General features: G+C 71.1%; 21 protein-coding genes. 9 read left to right on the forward strand and 12 right to left on the reverse strand.

What is annotated here, in order from left to right; genetic code table 11:
• The first annotated feature begins 53 nt into the window (after positions 1-53).
• Complete coding sequence (locus ACE3Q8_RS09890) at positions 54-914, forward strand: hypothetical protein (RefSeq protein WP_374470111.1); 861 nt, start codon at positions 54-56, stop codon at positions 912-914.
• On the opposite strand, the gene ACE3Q8_RS09895 is transcribed toward ACE3Q8_RS09890, so the two are convergent.
• From ACE3Q8_RS09895 to coxB, 3 genes are read right to left on the reverse strand one after another with little or no spacing between them, the layout of a single operon-like run.
• Entirely contained in the window at positions 911-1252 is a 342-nt protein-coding gene (locus ACE3Q8_RS09895; RefSeq protein WP_374470112.1) for a hypothetical protein, read from the reverse strand. The two genes, ACE3Q8_RS09890 and ACE3Q8_RS09895, sit on opposite strands and share 4 nt — an antisense overlap.
• Complete coding sequence (locus ACE3Q8_RS09900) at positions 1249-3792, reverse strand: cbb3-type cytochrome c oxidase subunit I (protein ID WP_374470113.1); 2544 nt, start codon at positions 3790-3792, stop codon at positions 1249-1251. Before ACE3Q8_RS09900 ends, ACE3Q8_RS09895 begins: the two co-directional genes overlap by 4 nt.
• Complete coding sequence (coxB, locus tag ACE3Q8_RS09905; RefSeq protein ID WP_374470114.1) at positions 3789-4697, reverse strand: cytochrome c oxidase subunit II; 909 nt, start codon at positions 4695-4697, stop codon at positions 3789-3791. Before coxB ends, ACE3Q8_RS09900 begins: the two co-directional genes overlap by 4 nt.
• Before the next feature lie 186 nt (positions 4698-4883).
• On the opposite strand from coxB, the gene ACE3Q8_RS09910 reads away from it, so the two are divergent.
• Entirely contained in the window at positions 4884-5339 is a 456-nt protein-coding gene (locus ACE3Q8_RS09910) for a group III truncated hemoglobin (protein ID WP_374470115.1), read from the forward strand.
• Here the strand turns inward: ACE3Q8_RS09910 and ACE3Q8_RS09915 are convergent, their stop codons facing one another.
• The 3 genes from ACE3Q8_RS09915 to ACE3Q8_RS09925 form a co-directional block, all read right to left on the reverse strand.
• On the reverse strand, positions 5340-6620 hold the full coding sequence (locus tag ACE3Q8_RS09915) for an MFS transporter (protein ID WP_374470116.1): 1281 nt from the start codon (positions 6618-6620) through the stop codon (positions 5340-5342).
• Positions 6621-6715: 95 nt separating this feature from the next.
• Entirely contained in the window at positions 6716-7540 is an 825-nt protein-coding gene (locus ACE3Q8_RS09920; protein ID WP_374470117.1) for an aldo/keto reductase, read from the reverse strand.
• 67 nt (positions 7541-7607) lie between these two features.
• Complete coding sequence (locus ACE3Q8_RS09925) at positions 7608-8048, reverse strand: VOC family protein (protein ID WP_374470118.1); 441 nt, start codon at positions 8046-8048, stop codon at positions 7608-7610.
• 237 nt (positions 8049-8285) lie between these two features.
• Between ACE3Q8_RS09925 and ACE3Q8_RS09930 the strand changes: the two genes are divergently transcribed.
• Together ACE3Q8_RS09930 and ACE3Q8_RS09935 are read left to right on the forward strand one after the other, a co-directional pair.
• Positions 8286-9353, forward strand: coding sequence for an efflux RND transporter periplasmic adaptor subunit (locus ACE3Q8_RS09930; protein WP_374470119.1), 1068 nt, complete (start codon positions 8286-8288; stop codon positions 9351-9353).
• Positions 9354-9381: 28 nt separating this feature from the next.
• The gene (locus ACE3Q8_RS09935; RefSeq protein ID WP_374470120.1) at positions 9382-12606 is read left to right on the forward strand and encodes an efflux RND transporter permease subunit; all 3225 of its coding nucleotides are present in this window, start codon (positions 9382-9384) and stop codon (positions 12604-12606) included.
• Positions 12607-12609: 3 nt separating this feature from the next.
• Here ACE3Q8_RS09935 and ACE3Q8_RS09940 read toward each other — a convergent pair whose 3' ends face one another.
• Together ACE3Q8_RS09940 and ACE3Q8_RS09945 are read right to left on the reverse strand one after the other, a co-directional pair.
• Positions 12610-14370 carry an ABC transporter ATP-binding protein/permease gene (locus tag ACE3Q8_RS09940; protein ID WP_374470266.1) on the reverse strand — a complete coding sequence of 587 codons (1761 nt, stop codon included), beginning with the start codon at positions 14368-14370 and terminating at the stop codon, positions 12610-12612.
• Positions 14371-14475: 105 nt separating this feature from the next.
• Entirely contained in the window at positions 14476-15231 is a 756-nt protein-coding gene (locus ACE3Q8_RS09945) for an Ig-like domain-containing protein (protein WP_374470121.1), read from the reverse strand.
• Positions 15232-15324: 93 nt separating this feature from the next.
• Here ACE3Q8_RS09945 and ACE3Q8_RS09950 point away from each other — a divergent pair, with 93 nt between their 5' ends.
• Entirely contained in the window at positions 15325-15924 is a 600-nt protein-coding gene (locus ACE3Q8_RS09950; RefSeq protein WP_374470122.1) for a TIGR00730 family Rossman fold protein, read from the forward strand.
• On the opposite strand, the gene ACE3Q8_RS09955 is transcribed toward ACE3Q8_RS09950, so the two are convergent.
• The gene (locus tag ACE3Q8_RS09955; protein ID WP_374470123.1) at positions 15917-16846 is read right to left on the reverse strand and encodes a LysR substrate-binding domain-containing protein; all 930 of its coding nucleotides are present in this window, start codon (positions 16844-16846) and stop codon (positions 15917-15919) included. The genes ACE3Q8_RS09950 and ACE3Q8_RS09955 overlap by 8 nt on opposite strands.
• A 99-nt stretch (positions 16847-16945) precedes the next feature.
• Between ACE3Q8_RS09955 and ACE3Q8_RS09960 the strand changes: the two genes are divergently transcribed.
• Entirely contained in the window at positions 16946-17104 is a 159-nt protein-coding gene (locus tag ACE3Q8_RS09960) for a hypothetical protein (RefSeq protein WP_374470124.1), read from the forward strand.
• A gap of 22 nt (positions 17105-17126) precedes the next feature.
• Here ACE3Q8_RS09960 and ACE3Q8_RS09965 read toward each other — a convergent pair whose 3' ends face one another.
• The 3 genes from ACE3Q8_RS09965 to ACE3Q8_RS09975 all read right to left on the reverse strand — a co-directional run bounded on the left by ACE3Q8_RS09965 (position 17127) and on the right by ACE3Q8_RS09975 (position 20303).
• Positions 17127-19172: an NAD(+) synthase gene (locus ACE3Q8_RS09965; RefSeq protein WP_374470125.1), complete on the reverse strand. Its 2046-nt coding sequence runs from the start codon at positions 19170-19172 to the stop codon at positions 17127-17129.
• 178 nt (positions 19173-19350) lie between these two features.
• Positions 19351-19779: an RNA polymerase-binding protein DksA gene (dksA, locus tag ACE3Q8_RS09970; protein ID WP_374470126.1), complete on the reverse strand. Its 429-nt coding sequence runs from the start codon at positions 19777-19779 to the stop codon at positions 19351-19353.
• Positions 19780-19871: 92 nt separating this feature from the next.
• Entirely contained in the window at positions 19872-20303 is a 432-nt protein-coding gene (locus tag ACE3Q8_RS09975) for a flagellar assembly protein FliX (protein WP_374470127.1), read from the reverse strand.
• 202 nt (positions 20304-20505) lie between these two features.
• Here ACE3Q8_RS09975 and ACE3Q8_RS09980 point away from each other — a divergent pair, with 202 nt between their 5' ends.
• The 3 genes from ACE3Q8_RS09980 to ACE3Q8_RS09990 are packed head-to-tail and all read left to right on the forward strand — an operon-like array spanning position 20506 to position 22386.
• Positions 20506-21615, forward strand: a complete 1110-nt coding sequence (locus ACE3Q8_RS09980) for a flagellar basal body P-ring protein FlgI (protein WP_374470128.1) — start codon at positions 20506-20508, stop codon at positions 21613-21615.
• A complete protein-coding gene (locus ACE3Q8_RS09985; protein WP_374470129.1) occupies positions 21615-21926 on the forward strand; it encodes a rod-binding protein in 312 nt (103 codons plus the stop codon). The genes ACE3Q8_RS09980 and ACE3Q8_RS09985 overlap by 1 nt, the downstream gene beginning before the upstream one ends.
• Positions 21927-21936: 10 nt before the next feature.
• Positions 21937-22386, forward strand: coding sequence for a flagellar basal body protein (locus tag ACE3Q8_RS09990; protein ID WP_374470130.1), 450 nt, complete (start codon positions 21937-21939; stop codon positions 22384-22386).
• Positions 22387-22429: the final 43 nt, after the last annotated feature.

Genomic DNA, 22429 nt, shown 5'->3' on the forward strand with positions numbered 1-22429 from the left:
TCGCGCGGGTCGACGGGCGTGCTAGACTGGGGCCTCAGACGCGAGCGAACCCCATGGCAGAGCCGATCCGTATCCTGCTGCAGACCACCATCCCGCCGACCCCCGACGACTGGCACATCGGCCGCTTCTCCCGCCTGGCGGAGTTCCTGGGCAGCCTGCCGGGCGTCGCGGTCACCGCCCGCGACCGCGCCACGCCCTTCGGCGAGACCGATCCCGTGCTGGGCGGCGTCGACACCTCGGACTTCGATCAGGTGTGGCTGTTCGCCGTCGACGAGGGCGAGGGCCTGAACGGCGACGAGTGCGCGGCGCTGAGCCGCTTCCGCAAGCGCGGCGGCGGCCTGATGGTCACCCGCGACCACATGGACCTGGGCAGCTCGATCTGCACCCTCGCCGGCGTCGGCGAGGCGCACTTCTTCCACACCCGCAACCCGGACCCCGACGAGGCCCAGAGGACGCGGGACGACCCCTACACCACCCACATCGACTGGCCGAACTATCACTCCGGCGCCAACGGCGACTTCCAGGAGATCAGCCTGGAAGGCGATCCCCACCCGATCTTCCGCCGCGCCGACGGCGGCGCGATCCGCCGCCTCCCGGCCCATCCGCACGAGGGCGCGGTGGGCGCCCCGCCGGACCAGCCGCACGCCCGCGTCGTCGCCCGCGGGCGCAGCAAGGTCACCGGCCGCGCGTTCAACATCGCCGTGGCCTTCGAGCCCGGCCCCGAGGGCGGGCCGGCGGTGGCGCAGAGCACCTTCCACCACTTCGCCGACTACAACCTCGACCCCCGCCTGGGCTGCCCCACCTTCGTGGACGAGCCGCCGGGCGACGGGCTGCGGCGCGATCCGGAGGCGATGGCCGACACCCTGCGCTACTTCCGCAACCTGGCCGTCTGGCTGGCCGGACGGCCCGTCTAGCCCGCCGGCACGAACAGGGCCGGCAAGCCCTGGTAGAGCACGGTCACGAGCGAGACGCCGGCGCCTATGCCCACCACGCCGCGCCAGAAGCGCGAGGCCTCCACGTCCGGCTCGCGGGCCAGCGGCGGCAGCCGGTCGCGCCAGGCCAGCGTGACCAGCCACAGGTTGGCGAGCGCGCTGACCGTGCTGGTCGCCGCCATGGCGAGCCGCACCGCGCCGCCGTCCATCGCCTGCGGAGCGTCTGAGAGGCTGGCGAGCGTGTAGATCGCCAGCAGGTGGCCAAAGCCGATCAGCGGACCGCCCAGCGCCAGCGCCCAGACCTTTCCGCTGGCGTTCATGGCGCGACCAGCGGGAAGAGGCGTGTCAGGGCCAGGGTCGCCGCGCCCTGGAACAGGGTGAAGCCCCAGAGCAGCGCCAGGGCCTCGTAGCCGGCGCGGATCCGCCCGCCGGCCATGCCGCGCGCCGCGCGCACCCCCATCCCCGCGCCGAGCATCAGCAGGAAGAAGGCCAGCACCGCCTGCAGCCCATTGAGCGCGAAGACCGCCGCGCCATAGGCGCTCTGGTGGCCGCGCAGCCCGGTGTCCCAGTGGCCGAGGAAATCCACCGCGCCCGCCGCCGCCGTGGCGATCACGCCAGCGGGCAGGAGCCAGGCGAGGCCGCGTGGTCGGGTCACGATCCAGCGGGTCGACAGCCACAGCGCGCCCGCGGCCAGGGCGAACAGCGCCGCCGCGCCCCAGCCGCTCGCCGCGTCCGCCATCCCCGCGTCGCTGGGCGGCCAGCCCACGGGATCGCGGCTCCACAGGAAGACGTAGCTGAACACCGTCATGGCGAAGATCATCGCCAGCACCACGATCAGCACGATCATCGCCCACCAGCCGTGGCTGCCCGGGCCGGTGACATAGGTGGGCAGGCGGATGCCGCCGCCGATGTCGACTTCGTCCACCGGCAGCGGCCGGTCGATCTCCCAGAGCCAGCGGACGATGCAGGCGAGGGCCCCCACGCCGAAGGCCAGGGAGATCCAGTAGAGCTTCACCGTCAGCAGGAGGAAGAAGATGGCCGTGGCGAAGGCCGCCGCCACGTGCCAGGGCGATGGCCCCGGCATCCGCATCAGGTACTGCGGCTCGGCCTTGATCGGGCTGGTGATGATCGTCTCGCGGAAGCCGGTGGCGGTGTACGGCAGGAGGTGGCGCCCCTCCTCCACCTCCTTCGAGATCTCCGGCCGGTCCCACAGCGGATAGCGGCTGTCGACCACCGGGATCGACCGGGTGGAATAGACGTCGCCGGGCAGCCACTCGAGCGTGCCGCCGCCGTAGACGTTGCCCGCGTTGTCGCCGACGCTGAAGCGGAAGTTGCGGACGAGGTCGACCACGAACACCAGGACGCCCGCGGCGATGGTGAAGGCGCCTACGGTGGAGATCAGGTTCACCGTCTCCCAGCCGTGCCCAGGCTGGTAGGTCCAGACCCGGCGCGGCATGCCCATCAGCCCGGTCAGGTGCATCGGCAGGAAGGTCACCTGCATGCCCGTGAACATCAACCAGAAGGCCCAGCGGCCGAGGCGCTTCGAGAGCGGCCTCCGGCTGATCATCGGGGCCCAGTAGTAGAAGCCGGCGAACAGCGGGAAGACCATGCCGCCGATCAGCACGTAGTGCAGGTGGGCGACCACGAAGTGGGTGTCGTGGACCTGCCAGTCGAACGGCACGAGCGCGACCATCACCCCGGTCAGCCCGCCGATGACGAAGGTGACCACGCCGCCCAGCGCGAAGAGCCCCGGCGGGTCGGGCCTGAGCCGCCCGGCGGCCACCGTGGCGATCCAGGCGAACACCTGCAGCCCCGCGGGGATCGAGACCGCCGAGCCCGCCGCCGAGAAGACGCTGACCGAGATCGGCGGCAGGCCGGTGGCGAACATGTGGTGCACCCACACTCCGAAGGCCAGGAAGCCGGTGGCGATCTGGGCCAGCACCACGAGGCGGTGGGCGACGAGCGGCGTCTGGGCCGCCGTCGGGATGATCATCGACAGCATGCCCGCCGCGGGCAGGAATATGATGTAGACCTCCGGGTGGCCGAAGAACCAGAACAGGTGCTGCCACAGGAGCGGGTCGCCCCCTTTGGACGCGTCGAAGAACGGCCAGTGGAAGGCGCGCTCCAGCTCCAGCAGGGCCGTCCCCACGATGATGGAGGGGAAGCCGATCATCACCATCCCCGCGAACACCAGCATGGCCCAGGCGAACACCGGCAGCTTGTCCAGCGTCATGCCGGGGGCGCGGGTCTTCAGGATGCCGACGACGATCTCGATCGCGCCGGCGATGGCGCTGATCTCGATGAAGCCGATCCCCAACAGCCAGAAGTCGGCGTTGATCCCGGGCGACTGCCGCCAGGAGGTGAGCGGCGGGTACATGAACCAGCCGCCGTCCGGCGCCACGCCGAAGAAGATCGAGGCGAAGAAGCAGAGCCCGCCCACCAGGTAGGCCCAGAAGGCATAGGCCGAGAGTCTCGGGAACGGCAGGTCGCGGGCCGCCAGCATCTGCGGCAGCAGCAGCACGCCCATGGCCTCCACCGCCGGCACGGCGAAGAGGAACATCATGGTCGTCCCGTGCATGGTGAAGACCTGATTGTAGGTCTCCTGGCCGAGCACGCCGTTCAGCGGCAGGGCGAGCTGGGTGCGCATCAGGAGCGCCAGCACGCCGGCCAGCACGAAGAACAGGAAGGCCGCGCCGACGTAGTAGATGCCGATGTAGTTGTTGTTGACGGCGGTGAGCAGCTCCCAGCCCCGCGGCGCGCACCAGGCGCGCTTCAGCTCCTGCTCCTCCTCGTCCGACCTCGCCTCCGGCACGGGGAAGCGCTTCAGGAGTTCCGGGTCGAAGCCGCTCTCGGAGGTCACGTCAGGCCCTCCAGATAGGCGGTGAGCGCGGTCAGCTCGTCGGGCGTCAGGCGGTACTCGGGCATGCGGTTCTGCGGCTTGATCCGCTGGTTGCCGGCGATCCAGGCGCCGTAGCTTCCGCGCTCGTTCGGCAGGACGCCGGCGGCCAGCGATCGGCGGGAGGCGACGTGGGTGAGGTCCGGTCCCGCCTGCCCACCCGCCGGCGTGCCGCGCACGGCGTGACAGAGCGGGCAGCCCTGCTGCTGGAAGAGATCGCGGCCGCGGCGGGCCTCCGGCTCGGCCGGCTCGGCGGCGGGCCGCACCCGGGCCGCCGCCCAGACCCGATGCTCGGCCTCCGGGCGGGCCACCACCACCAGGGCCATCAGCGCGTGCGCGCCGCCGCAGTATTCCGCGCACTGGCCGCGGTAGACGCCGGGCGCGTCGGCCTGGATGCGCAGTCGGTTGCGCCGGCCGGGGATCATGTCGAGCTTGCCGGAGAGCTGCGGCACCCAGAAGGAGTGGATTACGTCCTGCGAGAGCAGTTCCACGGTCACCGGCCGCCCCACGGGAATGTGGATCTCGTTGGCCTCGCTGACGCCGGCCGCCGGGCCGCTCAGGTAATCGACCCGCCACCACCACTGATGACCGGTGAGCCGAACCTTCAGCGGGTCCTCCGCTGGCCGGGTCAGCCCGGCGGTCAGGCTGAGGCCCCAGACCAGCAGCACGGTGAGCACCACCAGCGGGAAGGCCAGCCCGCCGCCCAGCACCGCCCGCTCGCCGCGCAGGCGGCTGCGCCAGCGTTCCGGTCCGAAGAGGGCGACCGCGAGGGCGACGATCACCACGGCGAACACCACCGCGGCCATCAGGAACAGGCCCCAGCTCAGGTGGGCCACCGGCGCCGCGAAGGGACCCGCAGGGTCGAGCACGGCGGGCGCGCCCTGTCCCGCCGGCGTCGGTGCTGTCGCGGCCGCAGGTCCCGGAATGTGGCGCCTCCCCGCAGGGGCGCCTCGAGCCCCCGCCTAAGGCTCCAACTCACGGTGCAGGTCGACGTTCCGCGACCTACGTAGACGACCGGAGTACGCGCCGGGGGCGGGGCCGCCTATATGCGGCCCATGCCGTCCATCGGACCCACGCCCGAACTGCGGGCCCAGACCCGGGCGCGCCTCGCGCCCGGCGCCGCCGCCGGCGTGACGGAGGCGATGATCCACCGCCTCGTGCACGCCTTCTACGGCAGGGTCCGCGCGGATGCGGTGCTGGCGCCGATCTTCGACGCCGCCATCGCCGACTGGGAGCCTCACCTCGACCGGATGTGCGACTTCTGGTCGTCGGTGACCCTGATGACCGGCCGCTTCAAGGGCCAGCCGATGGCCGCGCACCTGCGGCTGGCCGGCCTGGAGGCCGCCCACTTCGACCGCTGGCTGGAGCTCTTCCGAGAGACGGCCCGCGAGGTCTGCCCGCCGCCCGCGGCCGCGGTGTTCATCGGCCGCGCCGAGATGATCGCCCAGAGCTTCCAGCTCGGCCTGGCGCACAGCCGCGGCGAACTGCCGGTCCTGCGGCCGCCGGCCTGATCAGGCCGGCGGCGGCTCCGCCGCGGGCGCGGCGTCCCCTTCTCGCCGGATCATCAGGGCGAGCGCCGCCGCGACGATCGCAAAGGCCCCGGCGATCACAAAGGCCTCCAGGTAGCGGCCCGACAGCTCGCGCAGGACGCCGGCCCCGAACGCGGCGGTGGCGGCGCCCGCCTGATGGCCCACCAGCACCCAGCCGAAGACGATGGGCGCCTCGCGGTCGCCGAAGGTCTCGTTGGCGAGCCTGAGCGTCGGCGGCACGGTGGCGATCCAGTCGAGGCCGTAGAAGACCGCGAAGATCGTCAGGCTCATCATGCCGAAGTCGGTGAACGGCAGCGCGATCAGCGAGAGGCCCCGCAGGCCGTAGTAGGCGAACAGCAGCTTGCGCGGGTCGAACCGGTCGGTCAGCCAGCCGGACGCGGTGGTGCCGACCAGGTCGAAGACGCCCATCAGCGCCAGCAGGCCCGCCGCCTGGACGATGGGCAGGCCCATGTCGCCGCAGAAGCTGATCAGGTGGGCGCCGACCAGGCCGTTGGTGGTCAGGCCGCAGACGAAGAAGGTGCCGAACAAGAGCCAGAAGGTCGGCGTGCGGGCCCCGCGGGCGAGCGCGCCCAGCGCGAGACGGACGCTCTCGGCGGGCCGGCCGGGCGGGGCCGCCGGGACGTCCTCGGCGGCGCCATAGGGCCTGAGCCCCACGTCGGCCGGGCGTTCGGGCATCAGCAGCAGGACGAGCGGGATCAGCCCGGCGGTGACCAGCGACACCAGCACCACCACCGGGCGCCAGCCGCCGCCCTCCACGAGGCTCGCCATCAGCGGCAGGAAGATCAGCGCGCCGGTGGCGGTGGCCGCGCTGAGCAGGCCCATGACGAGGCCCCGGTTGGTGACGAACCAGCGGTTCACCACGGCCGCGCCCAGCACCATGGCCACGGCGCCCGAGCCGAAGCCGGACAGCACGCCCCAGGTCGCCACGTAGTGCCAGGGCTCGGACATCAGCAGGCTGAGCGCCGTGGCCGCGCTCATGGCCGCGAGCCCCGCCACCAGGGTCCGCTTGATCCCGAGGGTCTGCATCAGGGCGGCGGCGAACGGCCCCACCAGGCCGTAGAGGAAGATGCCGACCGCGGCGGCGAGCGACACGTCGCTGCGCGACCAGCCGAAGGCGTCCTGCAGCGGGGTCATCAGCACGCCGGGCGCCGCGCGTAGGCCGGCGGCGGCGATCAGCGAGGCGAAGGCCGCGCCGATCACCACCCAGGCGTAGTTCTGGCCGAACGGCCGGCGTGCGCTCATCGGACACCCCCTCGAATCTGCAGCCTTTCAGATGGGGGGCGACGTGCGAAGGCTAAGCCTGGGAGCCGGTCAGAAATTCTGGCCGGCCACTAAGCTCAGCCGAAGCTGACCGGATCTGGGCCGATCCGCCCCGTCGGGCTGTCGAGGCCCGCGAAGGCGCGCAGGTCGTCCTCGTCGAGGGCGAAGTCGAAGACCTCGAAGTTGGCGCGGATCCGGGTCTCGTTCACCGACTTCGGGATGACGATCAGGCCCTGGTCCAGATGCCAGCGGATGATCGCCTGGGCGGCGGTCTTGCCGTGCTTCTCGGCGACTTGCCGTACGGCGGGATCCTCCAGGAGGGTCCCTTGGCCGAGCGGGCTCCAGGACTCGGTGGCGACGCCCAAGCTCGCGTGCTCCGCCCGCAGGTCGGTCTGTTGGAACCTCGGGTGCAGCTCCACCTGGTTCAGCGCCGGCGCCTCGCCCGTCTCGCCGACGATCCGGCGCAGGTGCTCGGGCATGAAGTTGGACACGCCGACGGAGCGGGCGCGGCCGTCCTCGCGCAGGCGCAGGAGCGCGCGCCAGGTCTCCAGATAGCGCCCCTGCCCCGGAGCCGGCCAGTGGATCAGGTAGAGATCGACGTAATCCATGCCGAGCCGCTTCAGGCTGGCCTCGAAGCCGCGCAGCGCCGCGTCGTAGCCCTGCTCGTCGTTCCACAGCTTGGTGGTGACGAACAGCTCTTCCCGGGCGACGCCGGAGGCGCGCACGCCCTCCCCCACCGCCGCCTCGTTGCGATAGATGGCGGCGGTGTCGATGGAGCGGTAGCCGGCCGCAATGGCCGTCCGCACGACCTCGGCGGTGATGTCGGGCGGCGACTGCCACACCCCCAGACCGAGCTGCGGCATGACGTTTCCGTCGTTCAGCGTGATGGTCGGCGCCGGCATGGTGGTCCCTCGTCCCTGGTGTGAGGCTGCCGAAACACCCGGCCGCCGCCCGGGTTTCAGCGCCGCCTTACCAGGCGCCGACGTTGGGCATCGAGGCCCACGGCTCGGCCGGCGGCAGCGAGCCGCCCTTCTGCAGCAGCTCGATGGAGATGTTGTCGGGCGAGCGGACGAAGGCCATGCGGCCGTCGCGGGGCGGCCGGTTGATCGTCACGCCGCCGTCCTTCAGCCGCTGGCAGACGGCGTAGATGTCGTCCACCTCGTAGGCCAGGTGACCGAAGTTGCGGCCGCCCTCGTAGGCCTCCGGGTCCCAGTTGTAGGTGAGCTCCACCATCGGGGCCTTGCTGGCCTGGGCCAGGGCCTCGTCGCCCGGCGCGCAGAGGAAGACCAGGGTGTAGCGGCCGGCCTCGTAGTCGCGTCGAGAGAATTCCTTAAGGCCAAGCTTGTTGCAGTAGAAGTCGACCGACGCGTCGAGGTCCGTCACGCGGACCATGGTGTGGAGGTATCTCACCGGAGGGTCTTTCCCTTACTCTGTAAATCGTGCGACACGTGGTCACGCGGCCGGCGCATTGCGCGTGGCCGCCCTCGTGACGCCTAGCGACAATAGCCGGCCCGCCCGCCACCTGTCCGCGATTTCATTTGCACTCGCGTAACAGTGGCATCACAAGCGCCCGACACCCTCTCAGGGTGGTTCACGGCGCGAGGCGCGGCCGGGGGCCACATGGGGCGGAGGGCCGAGGAACAGCTTATGCGGATGAAATCGCAGTACGTTTTCGTCATCGCCATGATCGCCGTGGTGGCGCTCTACTTCATCGTGCGCTCGATCTTCGGCGGCGACGAAGCGGGCACGGCGGAGGCCAAGGCGACCGCGCCGGCCGGTCCCCCCTCGGTCCAGGTGCGCACCGCGGCCGAGACCATCCGGCCGGTGGAGGTGGCCATGCGCGGCCGCACCGAGGCCGCCCGCGCGGTGATCGTCCGCTCCGAGACCGCTGGCGTCGTGGCCGCCACCCCCGCGGCCGAAGGCAGCTTCGTGCGCCGGGGCCAGGTGCTCTGCCGGCTGGCCGTGGACGCGCGGCAGGCTTCGCTCGACCAGGCTCGCGCCAACCTTCGCTCGCGCCAGCTCCAGCGGCAGGCGGCCGCCCAGCTCGCGCAGAAGGGCTACCGCTCCGAGACCCAGGTCCTCGAGACCCAGGCCCAGCTCGATGCGGCGCACGCGCAGGTCCGCGCCGCCGAGATCGCGCTCGCCCAGGTGAACATCACCGCCCCGTTCGCCGGCGTCTTCGACCGTCGCGAGGCGGAGGTCGGGACCTATCTCGCGCCGGGCCAGGCCTGCGGCACCATGATCGAGCTCAACCCGCTGGTGGTGTTCGGCGACGTGCCGGAGACCGAGGCCGCTCGGCTGCAGGTCGGCGCGCCGGCCACCGCCCGGCTGTTGTCGGGCGAGATGCTGAACGGCCGCGTGCGCTACGTGGCCCACGACGCCGACCCGCAGACCCGCACCTACCGGGTGGAGATCGCGGTGGCCAACCCGTCGCTGAAGGTCCGCTCCGGCCTGTCGGCCGAGGTCCGCGTCAACGTCGGACAGGGACCCGCCCACCTGGTGCCGCTGGCGTCCCTGGTGCTGGATTCCGCCGGCCGTCAGGGCGTGCGCCACGTGCTCGCCGACCAGCGCGTCGCCTTCACGCCCGTGACGGTGCAGGAGGAGACGCCGCAGGGCGTGTGGGTGAGCGGGCTTTCCGGCCCGGTCCGGGTGATCACCGTCGGCCAGTCCTACGTGGCCGAGGGTCAGAAGGTTCGCGTGGCCGCCGCGCGCTAGGCGCAGCCGCCACCGGGAGAACGGCACGATGATCGCAGCCCTCATCGACGGGGCCATCAAGCGGCGGAAGGTGGTGCTGGGCATCACCGTGATCGCCAGCCTGTTCGGGCTCTTCGCCTACTTCTCGGTCCCCCGGGAGTCGGAGCCGAACATCGACTTCCCGTTCATCTCGGTGGTGGTCCCCTACCCCGGCGTGTCGCCGGAGGACGCCGAGCGGCTGCTGGTCCGCCCGCTGGAGGTGGAGCTGCAGACCATCGAGGGCATCAAGGAGATGAACTCGGCGGCCCGCCAGAACATGGGCATCGTCAACCTCGAGTTCGAAGCCGACTTCGACAAGGACCGGGCCCTGGCCGACGTGCGCGCCAAGGTGGACCTGGCCCGCGGCCGCTTCCCGCCCGACGCCGAGGAGCCGATCATCCAGGAGGCCAGCTTCTCGGACGAGCCGGTGATCGGCATCGAGATCTCCGGCCAGGTCCCCGAGCGCGAGCTGCACCGGGTCGGCCGCGCCCTGAAGGAGCGGCTGGAGAGCACGCCCGGCGTGCTCGAGGTTATGATGAGCGGCGGCCGCGAGGAGGTGCTGGAAGTCACCATCGATCCGCTGCGCATGGAGGCCTACAACGTCACCACCGGCGAACTCGCCCAGGTGATCGGCCGCAACAACCAGCTCGTGCCCGCCGGCAACCTGCGCTCGGGCCAGGGCCAGTTCGCGGTGAAGGTGCCGGGCGTCGTCGAAGAGCCCGCCGACATCCTCGCCCTGCCGATCAAGAAGAACGGCGACCGGCTGATCACCATCGCCGACATCGGCGACGTGCGCCGCACCTTCAAGGACCCGAGCTTCATCGCCCGCTTCAACGGCGAGCCGGTCTACTCCCTCGAGGTCTCCAAGCGCAGCGGGGCCAACCTCCTCGATACCGTGCGCGAGATCCGCAAGATCGTCGACGAGGAGAAGGTCCGCTGGCCGCCCAACGTGAAGGTGGACTACACCTACGACGAGTCCGAGTTCATCGGCCGCACCCTGGTCGTGCTCGAGAGCGGGCTGATCATGGCCAGCCTGCTGGTTATGGCGATCATCGTGCTCAGCCTCGGCATCCGCCAGGGCCTGATGGTCGGCCTGGCCATCCCGATCTGCTTCCTGCTGACCTTCCTGTTCCTGCAGGCGACCGGCGTCACCCTGAACATGATGGTGATGTTCGGCCTAGTGCTGGCGGTGGGCATCCTCGTGGACGGCGGGATCGTCGTCGTCGAGTACGCCGACCGGAAGATGGCCGAGGGCATGCCCAAGCAGGAGGCCTTCGCCGCCGCCGGCCGGCGGATGTTCTGGCCGGTGGTCAACGGCACGCTCACCACGCTCGCGGCCTTCCTCCCGTTCCTGTTCTGGAACTCCATCGCCGGGAAGTTCATGAGCTTCCTGCCGATCACCCTTTTCTTCGTGCTGGGCGCCTCGATCTTCGTGGCCCTGCTGTTCACGCCGGCCGTGGGCTCGATCTTCGGGCGCGAGACGGCCATCGACGCCGAGCACCTGGCCGAGATCCACAAGTCCGAGCACGGCGATCCGCGCGAGATGAGCGGCTTCATGGGCTGGTACGCCCGCACCATCTCGTGGATGGCGGGCCACCCGACCCGCTGCATCGCCACCGGGGTCGCCATAGTGGCGGCGATCGTGACCTGGTTCGTCATGACCCCGCACCGCACCGAGTTCTTCCTCGAGGAGGATCCGGAGTTCGTGCAGGTCTATGTGAAGGCTCGCGGCAACCTCTCGCCGGAGGCGCAGTACGAGCTCGTCCAGCAGGTCGAAGGCCGGCTGCAGAACGTGAAGGGCGTGCAGTCCGTCTTCCTGCGGGCGGGAACCTTCAGCCCCGGCGGTGGTCCGGGCGCGGCGCCCAACGACACCATCGGCCGCTTCTACATCGACTTCCTGCCGTTCGAGGCGCGCCGCGAGCTCGGCGTCCGCGGCCGCGACATCGAGGCCGAGATCCGCAAGCGCGTGGCCGACGTGCCGGGCATGCAGGTCGAGGTGCGTCCGCCGCAGTCCGGTCCGCCGGTGGGCAAGGACGTGCAGGTCGAGCTGCGCGGCCACGACCCCGCCGCCCTGAACGCCGCCGCCGACCTGGTGAAGGCCAGGCTCGCCCAGGATCCGCAGCTCTTCGAGCTGGAGGACAACCGCACCTCGCCGGGCATCGAGTGGAACCTCGTCGTCGACCGCGAGGCCGCCGGCCGCTACGGCGTCGACGTGGTCACCGTCGGCCAGGCGATCCAGTTCGTCACCGGCGGCGTGCTGATGGGCCGCTTCCGGCCCGACGACGCCGACGACGAGCTCGACATCCGGGTCCGGTTCACGCCCGAGGCGCGGACCACCGACGCGCTCGAGCGGCTGAAGATCCCCACCGCCCAGGGCCCCGTCCCGGCCAGCTACTTCGTCAAGCGCGTGCCGGCCCAGCAGGTGACCACCATCCTGCGCCGCGACGGCCAGCGGCTGGTGGTGGTGCAGGCGAACGCCGTCGAGGGCGTGGCCGCCAACCAGAAGATCGCCGAGCTGCGGCCGTGGCTGGAGAAGGCGCCCCTGGATCCGACCGTGCAGTGGAAGTTCACCGGCGCCGACGAGGAGGGCCAGGAGGCGCAGAAGTTCTTCGTCACCGCCATGGGCGCGACGCTGTTCATGATGTTCGTGATTCTGCTGTGGCAGTTCAACAGCTTCTACGGGGTGGTCGTCACCCTCTCGGCCGTGGTGCTCTCCACCGTCGGCGTCCTGCTGGGCGTGCAGGTGAACTTCGCCGGCACCTTCCCCTACATCTCGGTGATCTTCATGGGGACCGGGGTGGTGGCGCTGTTCGGCGTCGTGGTCGGCCACAACATCGTGCTGGTGGACACCTTCTACCAGCTCGTCCGCAACGGCCAGCCGCGGGTGGACGCGGCCGTCCGCGCCGCAGCCCAGCGGTTCCGGCCGGTCATGCTGACCACCGTCGTGACCGTGGTCGGCCTGCTGCCGCTGATGTTCCAGGTGCACCCGAACTTCCACACCGGCCACTTCGAGTACAAGGCGCCCGGCTCCGACTGGTGGGTGCAGCTCTCGGCCGCGGTGGTCTGGGGCCTGTCCTTCGCCACCCTGCTGACGCTCGCCCTGACCCCGGTGATGCTGGCCGCGCCCACCGTCTACGGCCGGCGCATCCGGGCGCTGCGCGAGCGGTTCGGCCGCCGCCGGCGCGGGCCGCCCAGCCTGAGCCTCGGCGACGACCTGCCCCGGGCGGCGGAGTAGGCCTCAGCCCTGCCGCGTCTGGCGCCGCCAGAGCGCGGCGTACTCGCCCTGGCGCGCCAGCAGCTCGGCGTGCGTGCCGCGCTCGACGATGCGGCCGCGGCGGAGCACGAGGATCTGGTCGGCGTCGACGATGGTCGACAGGCGGTGGGCGATCACCAGGGTGGTGCGCCCGGCCCGGGCCTTGCGCAGGGTCTCCTGGATGGCCGCCTCGGTGGGACCGTCGAGCGCGCTGGTCGCCTCGTCCAGGATCAGCAGCCGGGGATCGGCCAGCAGGGCGCGGGCTATGCCGACCCGCTGGCGCTCGCCGCCCGACAGCTTCAGGCCCCGCTCGCCCACCAGGGTGGACATGCCGTTCGGCAGCCCGTCGATGAAGCCGCCCAGCTCCGCCGCCTCGGCCGCGGCCCGCACCTCGTCAGCCGTGGCCTCGGGTCGGGCGAAGGCGATGTTGGCGAACAGGGTGTCGTTGAACAGGGCCACGTCCTGCGGGACCAGCGCCACCGCCCGGCGCAGCGACGCCTGCCGCACCTGGCGCATGTCCAGGCCGTCCAGCGTCACGCGGCCCTCCTGCGGGTCGAGCAGCCGCATGGCGATGCGCACCGCCGTCGTCTTCCCCGCCCCCGAGGGACCGACCAGCGCGACCGTCTGGCCGGGCTCGGCGGCGAAGCTCACACCGGCCAGGCCCTGGGCCCGCGCGTCATGGCGGAAGCTGACGTCCTCGAACGCCAGCCGCGCCCCGCGGCCGCTCGCCGGCGGCAGGTCGCGGGCGTCCGGCGCGTCGACGATGTCCGGCGCCCGCGCCTTCAGGGCGACCATCTGCTCCATGTCGATCAGGCCCTGGCGGATCTCGCGGTACTGGAAGCCCAGCATCCCGAGCGGCGCGTAGAGGTTGGAGAGCAGCAGGATGGCCAGGGTGATGTCGCCGATCTGCAGCCGCCCGCCGGCCACCTCGTAGCCCGCCATCACCGTCAGGGCCGCCAGGCCCACGTTCAGCACCAGGGACTGGGCGGCGTTCAGCAGGTTCAGCGAGCCGTTGGCCCGGGAGCTTGCGTCCACATAGGCGCCCATGGCGCTCTCGTAGGCCTTCTCCACCCGCCGCTCGGCGCCGAAGGTCTTCACCGTCTCGTAGTTGATCAGCGCATCGCCCGACAGGCCGGCCACCCGGTTCTCGGCGTCGTTCAGCTCGCGCCGGTGCGAGAGACGCCAGTCGGTGATCTTGAAGGTGACCATGGCGTAGATCACCAGGGTGGCGAAGGCGGTGAGCGCAAACCGCCAGTCGAGCCTGAGCGCCATCACCCCCATGGCCAGCACCAGCTCCACCAGTGTCGGCCCGAGGCTGAAGATCACGCTGCGGATCAGGAAGTCGGTCGCCCGCGCCCCGCGGTCGATGATCCGCGAGAGCGTGCCGGTCTGCTTGCTCTGGTGAAAGTCGAGCGACAGCGCCAGCGCATGGCCGAAGGTCTCCACGGCCGCGCGGGCCATGGTCGACTGCGACACGCGGGTGAAGATGGCGTCGCGGGCGAAGGGCGCGCAGGCGGCGAGCAGGCGAAGCCCCGCGAAGCCCAGCGCCAGGGTGACGAAGGTCCAGCCGACCACCACGCCCACGCCTCCGGCCGCCGGGGCGAGGCTGTTGATCCCGTCGGCCAGCAGCACCGGTGCGGCGACAGTGGCGATCTTGCCGAGCAGGACGAGGACCAGCGCCGCGGCGATGCGTAGGCGCAACTGCGGCGCGCCCGAGCGGAGCACCAGCCCGCCGAGGTCGGCCATGGAGCCCCAGAAGTCGAACTTCGCTCCGGCCGGCGCGATCGCCTCGGGCCCGGCGAAACGTCCCCGGGCGGCGTGGGCGCGGACGTAGGCCAATCCCCTTGCCTCTCAGTCGATGAGCACGGTGGACTGCACCCCGCCGCCCGGCGTCAGCCAGTCGGCGCGCAGCCCGCCGCTGGACAACTGGCTACGCAGCGGCCCGCCCACAAGAGGCGGCGCCGGCGCCGTCTCCACCCGCGCCTCGTCCTGCAGCCCGTCGCCGAACACCTGCAGGCGGTGGGCCGCGCCGCCAGTCGGCGGCAGGGCGATGGCGAACCGGCCGGACTCGTCGGCGCGCCCCTCGGCTACCTGCCGCCCGTCCAACCGCACGACGACCACTGCGTCCGGCGGCGCGGTCCCCGAGACCACGGCCCCGCCGCCGCGGTCGAAGTCCACCACCCCGATCCCGTGCGGCTGCGGGTCCAGCCGGCGCGAGCCGCCGCCGGCCCGCAGCACCGCGGCCGCCCCGGCGGGCGCCACCAGCACATAGCCCTCCGACTGCACCTGCCGGCCCGACGCGGTCATCGACAGGCCCCAGATCCGCGGTTCGGCGGCGGCCGGCGGCCGCAGCGACCAGCGTCCCTCGCCGTCCACCTGGGCGAACACCGCCTCGCCGGTGGGCGAAGCCAGCCGCACCCGCGCGCCCGGCGCGCCGCGGCCCGCCAGCGCGCCGCCGGTGTAGGTGGTCGCCACCGGCGCGGCGAGATAGCCGGCCGCCGCCTCGGCCGAGTCCTCGGAGCCCTTGGCGGCCTGTCCCCGCCCGCCGCAGGCGGAGAGCAGCAGCAGGGCGGCGATGGCGACGATGCGGAAAGGCGTTGGAAACACGTCGGCTTGAAACTCCCTGACCCGGGCCATAGCTAGTCGGGTTCGCCTGCGCGCTGAAGCCAGCGCCGGCTGTCTTCTCTGGAGTACCATCACATGGCGCCTGCCCGCCTGGATTCCGTCTGCGTCTTCTGCGGCTCGTCAAACGCCGCGGACCCGCAGTTCCTCGCCGCGGCGGCCGCGCTCGGCCGCGCGCTGGCGCAGGCCGGGCTGAAGCTCGTCTACGGCGGCGGCGGCGTGGGCCTGATGGGCGCGACCGCCCGCTCGGCCCACGAGGCCGGCGGCCGCGTCCTGGGCATCATCCCGGATTTCCTGGTCGGTAAGGAGCGCGCCCTCGAGAGCGTGGAGCACGTGGTCGTCACCTCCATGCACGAGCGCAAGATCATGATGTTCGAGCGCTCCGACGCCTTCGTCGTCCTGCCGGGCGGGATCGGCACCCTGGAGGAGATCGTCGAGCTGCTGTCGTGGCGCCGCCTCGACCTGCACGCCAAGCCGGTGGTGTTCTACAACCCGCGCGGCTTCTGGGAGCCGCTGTTCAAGCTGTTCCAGCACACGGTGGACGAGAAGCTCACCCCGCCCGACTTCATGAACGCCTGGATTGCGGTGGAGCACGTCGAGGACATCGTGCCGGCCCTGCTCGGCGAGGGCGTGTCCGAGGACGCCGAGGACGAGCGCCGGATCGCCGGCCTCAGCTAAGCTGCCCCGTGTAGCGCGCGATCGCCGGGTCGTTCACCACGCACGCCAGCAGCCACTCCCGGAAGGCGGCGATCTTGCGGGTCCGCCGCCGGTCCTTCGGATAGACCAGCCAGTAGCCGTGCCCCATGCGCACGCTGATCGGGAACGGCTGCACCAGCCGCCCGCTCGCGATGTCGTCGGCGAACAGGATCGGTGAGCCGAGCGCCACGCCCTGGCCGGCCAGCGCCGAGGCGACCTCCAGCGTCTGAGTGTCGCCGGTGATCCTGGGCGTACCGTCGAGCGCGCCCTCAGGCGGGGTGACGCCCGCCTCCCGGAACCACAGCCCCCACTCCCAACCGACGCCGATGCGCGGCGCCTGCAGCAGGTCGGCCGGCGCGGTCAGCGGCGGCAGGCGGGCCAGCATGGCCGGCGCGGCCAGCACCGTCTGGATCGTTGGGAACAGGTGGTGGGCCTCCAGCCCGGGCCAGTCGCCGGTTCCGCCGCGGATGCCCACGTCCACGTCCTCGCGCAGCAAGTCGACCACCCGATTGTCGGTGCGCACCCGCACCGCGATCTCGGGATGCGCCACCTGAAAGCCGCCCAGCCGCGGCGCCAGCCATTGCATGGCGAAAGTCTGCAGGGTGGTGATCGCCAGCACGCCGTCGGCGCTGTCGGTGATGTCGGAGACGGCGGCGCGCAGCGCGACCATGGCCTCGGTGGCGGCCCGCGCCAGCCGATCGCCGGCGGCGGTCAGCACCACCTCGCGCGGCAGCCGGCGGAACAGCGGCTGGTCGAGGCGCTGCTCCAGCGCCTTCACCTGCCAGCTCACCGCAGCCTGGGTCATGCCGAGCTCGTCCGCGGCGCGGGTGAAGCTGCCGAGGCGGGCCGCGGCCTCGAAGACGCGGATGGCGCTGAGCGGGATGGTGGCGAGCGGGTCGGACATAAGCTGCCCTTATGGATGCAGCAGGAGAACCCGTTTGTCCAGGAACGGCGTTCGACGCACCCTTCCCTCGCGTTCCAATCCCCGACGGGAGACAAGCCCATGGACCTGCAGTTCAAGACCCAACGCGACGTGCCTTATGGCTGGGTGCTGGTTGTCGGCGCGCTCTGGCGCGCGATCCGCACGCGCAAGGACCGGGCCCGCCCCCAGCCGCACCATACGCTGGCGGCCGGCGCGCTGCGGCTTTCGGGCCCGCACTGACGGCCGGCGGACCCCGCCCCGCCTACGGAACCTGCGCCTCCAGCTCCTCCAGCCAGATGCGCGCCGTGCCGTCCGACGGCGCCCGCCAGTCGCCGCGCGGCGAGAGGTTGCCGCCCGAGATCACCTTCGGCCCGTTCGGCATGGCCGAGCGCTTGAACTGGCTGATCTCGAAGAAGCGGAACAGGAACACGCCCAGCCAGTGCTTGATGGCCGCCAGGTCGTACTGGTGGCGCGCCTCCTCCGGGAAGTTCGGCGGCCACTGGCCGTCCGCCGCGTCCTTCCAGGCGTGCCACGACAGGAAGGCCACCTTGGAGGGCCGCAGCCCGTAGCGGGTGATGTAGTAGAGGTTGAAGTCCTGCAGCTCGTAGGGGCCGATCTTGGCCTGGGTGCTCTGGATGGCCCCCGAGGCGTCCGGCGGCACCAGCTCCGGCGAGATCTCCGTGCCCAGGATCGACAGCAGCGTCTCCGACGCCTCCGGATTGAGCTGGCCGGTCTTCACCACCCAGCGGATCAGGTGCTGAATCGAGGTCTTCGCCACCGAGCCGTTGACGTTGTAGTGGCTCATCTGATCGCCGACCCCGTAGGTGCACCAGCCCAGCGCCAGCTCGGAGAGGTCGCCGGTGCCCAGTACGAACCCGTGCCGCTGGTTGGCCAGCCGGAACAGGTAGTCGGTGCGCAGCCCGGCCTGAACGTTCTCGAAGGTGACGTCGTAGACCGGCTGCCCCTCGGCGAAGGGGTGGCCCATGTCCTTGAGGAGCTGGATCGCCGCCGGCTTGATGTCGATCTCCTCGCCGGTCACGCCCAGCGCGTTCATCAGCTTCCAGGCGTTCGACTTCGTGCCCTCGCTCGTGGCGAAGCCTGGCATGGTGAAGCCCAGGATGTCCGACCGCGGCTTGCCCAGCAGGTCGAAGGCCTTGCAGGCGACCAGCAGGGCGTGCGTGGAGTCGAGCCCGCCCGAGACGCCGATGGTGATGTGCTTCGACCTGGTGGCCGAGAGCCGGCGCACCAGCCCCTGCACCTGGATGTTGAAGGCCTCGTAGCAGTCCTTGTCGAGCCGGGCCGGATCGTCCGGCACGAACGGGAAGCGGTCGATGTGGCGCAGCAGGCCGACGTCCTCGAACGACGGCCTGTGCTCGAACCGGACGCGCCGGAACCGCCGCTCGGGATGCCCCGCCGCCACGGCGTTGTCGTTGAAGGTGGGCGAGCGCATCCGCTCGAGCCGCAGGCGCTCCACGTCCACGTCGGCCACCGCCATCTGCGGGCCGGTGGGGAACCGCTCGGTGCAGGCGAGCTGCTTGCCGAGCTCGTGGATCGTCGCCTGGCCGTCCCAGGCGAGGTCGGTGGTGCTCTCGCCCGGTCCGGCGGCCGAATAGAGGTAGGCCGCCTGGCAGCGGGCGGACTGCGAGGCGCAGAGCATCTCCCGCTCGTCGGACTTGCCCACCACGATATTGGAGGCCGACAGGTTGCAGAGGATCAGGGCGCCGGCCATGGCCGCCTGGGTCGACGGCGGCGCGGGGGCCCAGAAATCCTCGCAGATCTCGGCGGCGAAGACGAAGTCCGCCAGGTCCTCGGCCTCGAAGACGAGGTCCGTGCCGAACGGCGCCTCCTGCCCGGCCAGCCGCACCGTCAGCCCGGCGATCCCGAAGCCCGGCGCGAACCAGCGCTTCTCGTAGTACTCGCGGTAGTTCGGCAGGAAGCTCTTGGGGACCACGCCGAGGATCCGGCCCCGGTGGATCACCACGGCGCAGTTGTAGAGCCGCCCGGTGTGGACCACCGGCGCCCCCACCAGGAGCACGGGGGCGAGTTCGCGGCTCGCCTCGGCCAATCCGGCGATCTCGGTCTCCACCCGCTTCAGCAGGGCGTCCTGCAGCAGGAGGTCGTCGATGGCGTAGGCGCTGATCCCCAGCTCCGGAAACAGCATGAGGTCGCAGCCGCGGGCGTGGCCGTCCCGGGCGAGCGCCAGGGTCTCGGCCGCATTGAAACCCGGATCGCCCGGCGACACCCGGGGCGTACAGGCCGCCACGCGCACGAAGCCATGGGAGTGGATCGAAAAGAACGCCTTCGTCACGCGCGGCTCCGCTGCTGTCGCCACCGACTAACGCACGCCGCGTCACGTGGCGCCAAGCGGTCGCGGCCCGGGGAAATGCTCAACGTGAGCATATATAGCGCGGCCATGGGCGGGGCGCAAAACGCCGCCCTGAAAAGAAAACGGCCCCTCGTGGGGGCCGGGTCAGTCGGGCAGTTGGTCAGTCGTCGCGGTGGACGCGCTCGCGGCGCTCGTGCCGCTCCTGGGCTTCCAGGCTGAGGGTGGCGATCGGCCGGGCTTCGAGCCGGGCGACCCCGATCGGTTCGCCGGTCTCTTCGCAATAGCCGTAGGAGCCGTCCTCGATCCGCCGGAGCGCCTCGTCGATCTTGGAAATCAACTTCCGCTGGCGGTCCCGGGTGCGAAGTTCAAGAGCCCGATCGGTTTCGGACGAGGCCCGGTCGGCCAGGTCCGGATGGTTCTCAGTTTCGCTCTGAAGATGCGTCAGCGTCTCGCGAGATTCCCGGAGGATATCCTCTTTCCAGTTCAGCAGCTTCTGCTTGAAGTACTCAAGCTGACGCTCGTTCATGAACTCCTCGTCCTCGGAAGGACGATACTCGGGCTTGTCAGCCAACACTGCGGCCGCCTTCATGAAAACCTCACGCCCCCCTAAAGAACTGAGACACGCGACGGGCTTATAGCAAAGAGAACGGCGGTTTCAATCACTTGGATTCCGCCGGGGAATTATGCCGCGCGCCTCGCCTGCTCAAGCTTGGCCATCTCGACCGCCGCGCGGACTTCGATTTCTTCCAGCACAGCTTCGAGCTTGGGATCGTCGGTTTGGGCCCGTTCGTCGCGGATTGCGCGGCTCAGGCGATCCAGTTGGTGCGGCGTCAGCGCGCCTTCCAGCAGCGCCACCTTGATCTCGTCCAGCACATCGAGGATCCGGCCGGCGCGGCTGACCGCCTTGCGCTTGCGCTCGAGCGGCCCGCCGACGTCCTGCAGCGCCAGCAGCGCCTCGACGCCCATGATACCGGAGGTTGCGGAGACGCCGGCGCTCTGGGCCGGGCCCTGGGCCTCGCCGACGCCCGGCAGCCGGAAGCCCGACCCGCCCGAGGTCTTGGCCTTCGACGGTCCGCCCGTCTGACTGATCCCGCCTGGTCCGATGACCTTCATGTGTTCAGGCCCACTCCCACTGATGGCCGGCAGAGTCGGTTGCGTCGCTTGCGGTATGGTTAATGCCGGGCAATTTCTGCCGGGGCCGCCCGGCGCCGGCCGCCCTCAGCTCTCCGCTCCTTGATTTCACGAGACTTTCACGCCGCGGAGGAGTTGGCACGCCTATCGCATGGCGCCGCCGGAAGCAGCTTCACGGTTAACCATGATCCGCGCCTTCCGTCTCCTCCTGTCGCTCCTGGCCGTCCTGGGACTGACCGCCCAGCCGGCGTTCGCCAAGTCCCGCATCAAGGATATCGTCCAGTTCGAGGGCGTGCGCGACAACATGCTGGTCGGCTACGGCATCGTCGTCGGCCTGAACGGCACGGGCGACGCCCTGCGGAACGCGCCCTTCACCAAGCAGAGCCTCGAGGCCATGCTGGAGCGTCTGGGGGTCAACACCCGCGACGCCAACCTCAACACCAAGAACGTCGCCGCGGTGATGGTGACGGCCCGGCTGCCGGCCTTCGCCGCGGCGGGGGCCCAGATCGACGCCAGCGTCTCGGCGCTCGGCGACGCCAAGAGCCTGCTGGGCGGCACCCTGCTGGTCACCCCCCTGCTGGGCGCGGACGGCCAGGCCTATGCCGTGGCCCAGGGCACGGTGCAGACCGGCTCGGTCAGCGCCTCGGGCGCCTCGGGCTCCAGCATCTCGAAGGGCGTGCCCACCGCCGGGCGCATCGCCGGCGGGGCGATCGTGGAGAAGGAGATCGGCTTCCAGCTCGCGAGCATGGACAGCCTGCGGATGACGCTCCGCAATCCCGACTTCACCACCGCGCGTCGCATCGCCGATGCGGTCAACAAGAGCTACCCGGGCACGGCCTACGCCGAGAACCCCACCATCGTCGCCATCCGGCCGCCGGCCGGCCGGGACATGATGACCTTCGTCTCTCAGGTGGAGAACCTGACCGTCGATCCGGACGCGCCGGCCAAGGTGGTCATCGACGAGGTCGCCGGCGTGATCGTGATGGGCGAGAACGTCCGCATCTCCACGGTGGCGATCCAGCAGGGCAATCTGACCATCACCGTCCGCGAGAGCCCCGCCGTCAGCCAGCCGCCGCCCTTCGCCCGCACCGGCCAGACCGCCGTGGTGCCGCAGAGCGACGTGGACGTGGACGAGGAGACCGGCCGCCAGTTCGTCACCCTGCGCGAGGGAGCCTCGCTCTCCAGCCTGGTGTCGGGCTTGAATGCGCTGGGCGTCACGCCGCGCGACATGATCTCCATCCTGCAGACTATCAAGGCCGCCGGCGCCCTGCAGGCCGACATCGAGGTGATGTGATGGGCCCGGTCAGCGTCTCCCCTGCCCTGCTGCAGCCCGTCGCCGCCGGCGCCAGCTCGGCCGCCGAGCTCGCCAAGCGCGGCCAGATCCGCGAGACCGCCGAGAAGTTCGAAGCGCAGTTCCTCTCGATCATGCTGCAGCAGATGTTCGAGGGCGTGAACGTCTCCGCCCCGTTCGGCGGCGGCCCCGGCGAGGAGATGTTCAAGTCGTTCATGAGCGAGGCCATGGCCAAGCAGATGACCCGCGCCGGCGGCGTCGGCCTGACCGACCAGATCTCGCGCGAAATGCTGAAACTCCAGGGACTGAGCTGAGGAGCGCCCCATGGCCCTTGCCGCCGACAACGCCGCCGACCGGGTGGAGCAACTGATCATCCTCACCGAACGGCTGACGGAGCTGATCGCCGTGGAATGCCAGGCCTTCGAGGGCCGCCGTCCGCAGGACGCGGCGGCGAACATCGAGGAGACCGGCCGGCTGGCGAACCTCTACCGCCACGAGAGCACCCGCGTGCGCGCCGACCCGCGCCTCGTCCAGGGCGCGCCGCCGGCCCAGCGCCAGCGGCTGATCCAGGCCACCAAGGCCTTCGACGCGGTGCTCGCCCGCCACGGCCGCGCCATCGAGGCGGCCAAGACCGTCACCGAGGGCCTGGTGCGCGCCATCGCCGAGGAAGTGGCCGGCCAGCGCCAGCAGGTCTCCGGCTACGGTCCCGGCGCGACCCTCTCGGGCCAGCCGGCCAGCACCGCCACCGCCATCACCCTCAACCGACGGGCCTGATCCGAACACTTGTTTGACCCTGCGGAACCGGCGTAGCTTGCTG

The sequence above is a fragment of the Phenylobacterium sp. genome (assembly GCF_041913825.1).
Lineage (GTDB): Bacteria > Pseudomonadota > Alphaproteobacteria > Caulobacterales > Caulobacteraceae > Phenylobacterium.

Excerpts from the sequence above, each read along its gene's own strand:
- ACE3Q8_RS09920 (WP_374470117.1), bottom strand. The coding sequence starts at position 7,540 with ATGCCGGCGCCGACCATCACGCTGAACGACGGAAACGTCATGCCGCAG.
- ACE3Q8_RS09890 (WP_374470111.1), top strand. The coding sequence starts at position 54 with ATGGCAGAGCCGATCCGTATCCTGCTGCAGACCACCATCCCGCCGACC.
- ACE3Q8_RS09895 (WP_374470112.1), bottom strand. The coding sequence starts at position 1,252 with ATGAACGCCAGCGGAAAGGTCTGGGCGCTGGCGCTGGGCGGTCCGCTG.
- ACE3Q8_RS09985 (WP_374470129.1), top strand. The coding sequence starts at position 21,615 with ATGGGCCCGGTCAGCGTCTCCCCTGCCCTGCTGCAGCCCGTCGCCGCC.
- ACE3Q8_RS09950 (WP_374470122.1), top strand. The coding sequence starts at position 15,325 with ATGGCGCCTGCCCGCCTGGATTCCGTCTGCGTCTTCTGCGGCTCGTCA.
- ACE3Q8_RS09940 (WP_374470266.1), bottom strand. The coding sequence starts at position 14,370 with ATGGCCGACCTCGGCGGGCTGGTGCTCCGCTCGGGCGCGCCGCAGTTG.
- ACE3Q8_RS09990 (WP_374470130.1), top strand. The coding sequence starts at position 21,937 with ATGGCCCTTGCCGCCGACAACGCCGCCGACCGGGTGGAGCAACTGATC.
- ACE3Q8_RS09980 (WP_374470128.1), top strand. The coding sequence starts at position 20,506 with ATGATCCGCGCCTTCCGTCTCCTCCTGTCGCTCCTGGCCGTCCTGGGA.
- ACE3Q8_RS09975 (WP_374470127.1), bottom strand. The coding sequence starts at position 20,303 with ATGAAGGTCATCGGACCAGGCGGGATCAGTCAGACGGGCGGACCGTCG.
- ACE3Q8_RS09930 (WP_374470119.1), top strand. The coding sequence starts at position 8,286 with ATGCGGATGAAATCGCAGTACGTTTTCGTCATCGCCATGATCGCCGTG.
- ACE3Q8_RS09960 (WP_374470124.1), top strand. The coding sequence starts at position 16,946 with ATGGACCTGCAGTTCAAGACCCAACGCGACGTGCCTTATGGCTGGGTG.
- ACE3Q8_RS09910 (WP_374470115.1), top strand. The coding sequence starts at position 4,884 with ATGCCGTCCATCGGACCCACGCCCGAACTGCGGGCCCAGACCCGGGCG.
- ACE3Q8_RS09915 (WP_374470116.1), bottom strand. The coding sequence starts at position 6,620 with ATGAGCGCACGCCGGCCGTTCGGCCAGAACTACGCCTGGGTGGTGATC.
- dksA (WP_374470126.1), bottom strand. The coding sequence starts at position 19,779 with ATGAAGGCGGCCGCAGTGTTGGCTGACAAGCCCGAGTATCGTCCTTCC.
- ACE3Q8_RS09955 (WP_374470123.1), bottom strand. The coding sequence starts at position 16,846 with ATGTCCGACCCGCTCGCCACCATCCCGCTCAGCGCCATCCGCGTCTTC.
- ACE3Q8_RS09935 (WP_374470120.1), top strand. The coding sequence starts at position 9,382 with ATGATCGCAGCCCTCATCGACGGGGCCATCAAGCGGCGGAAGGTGGTG.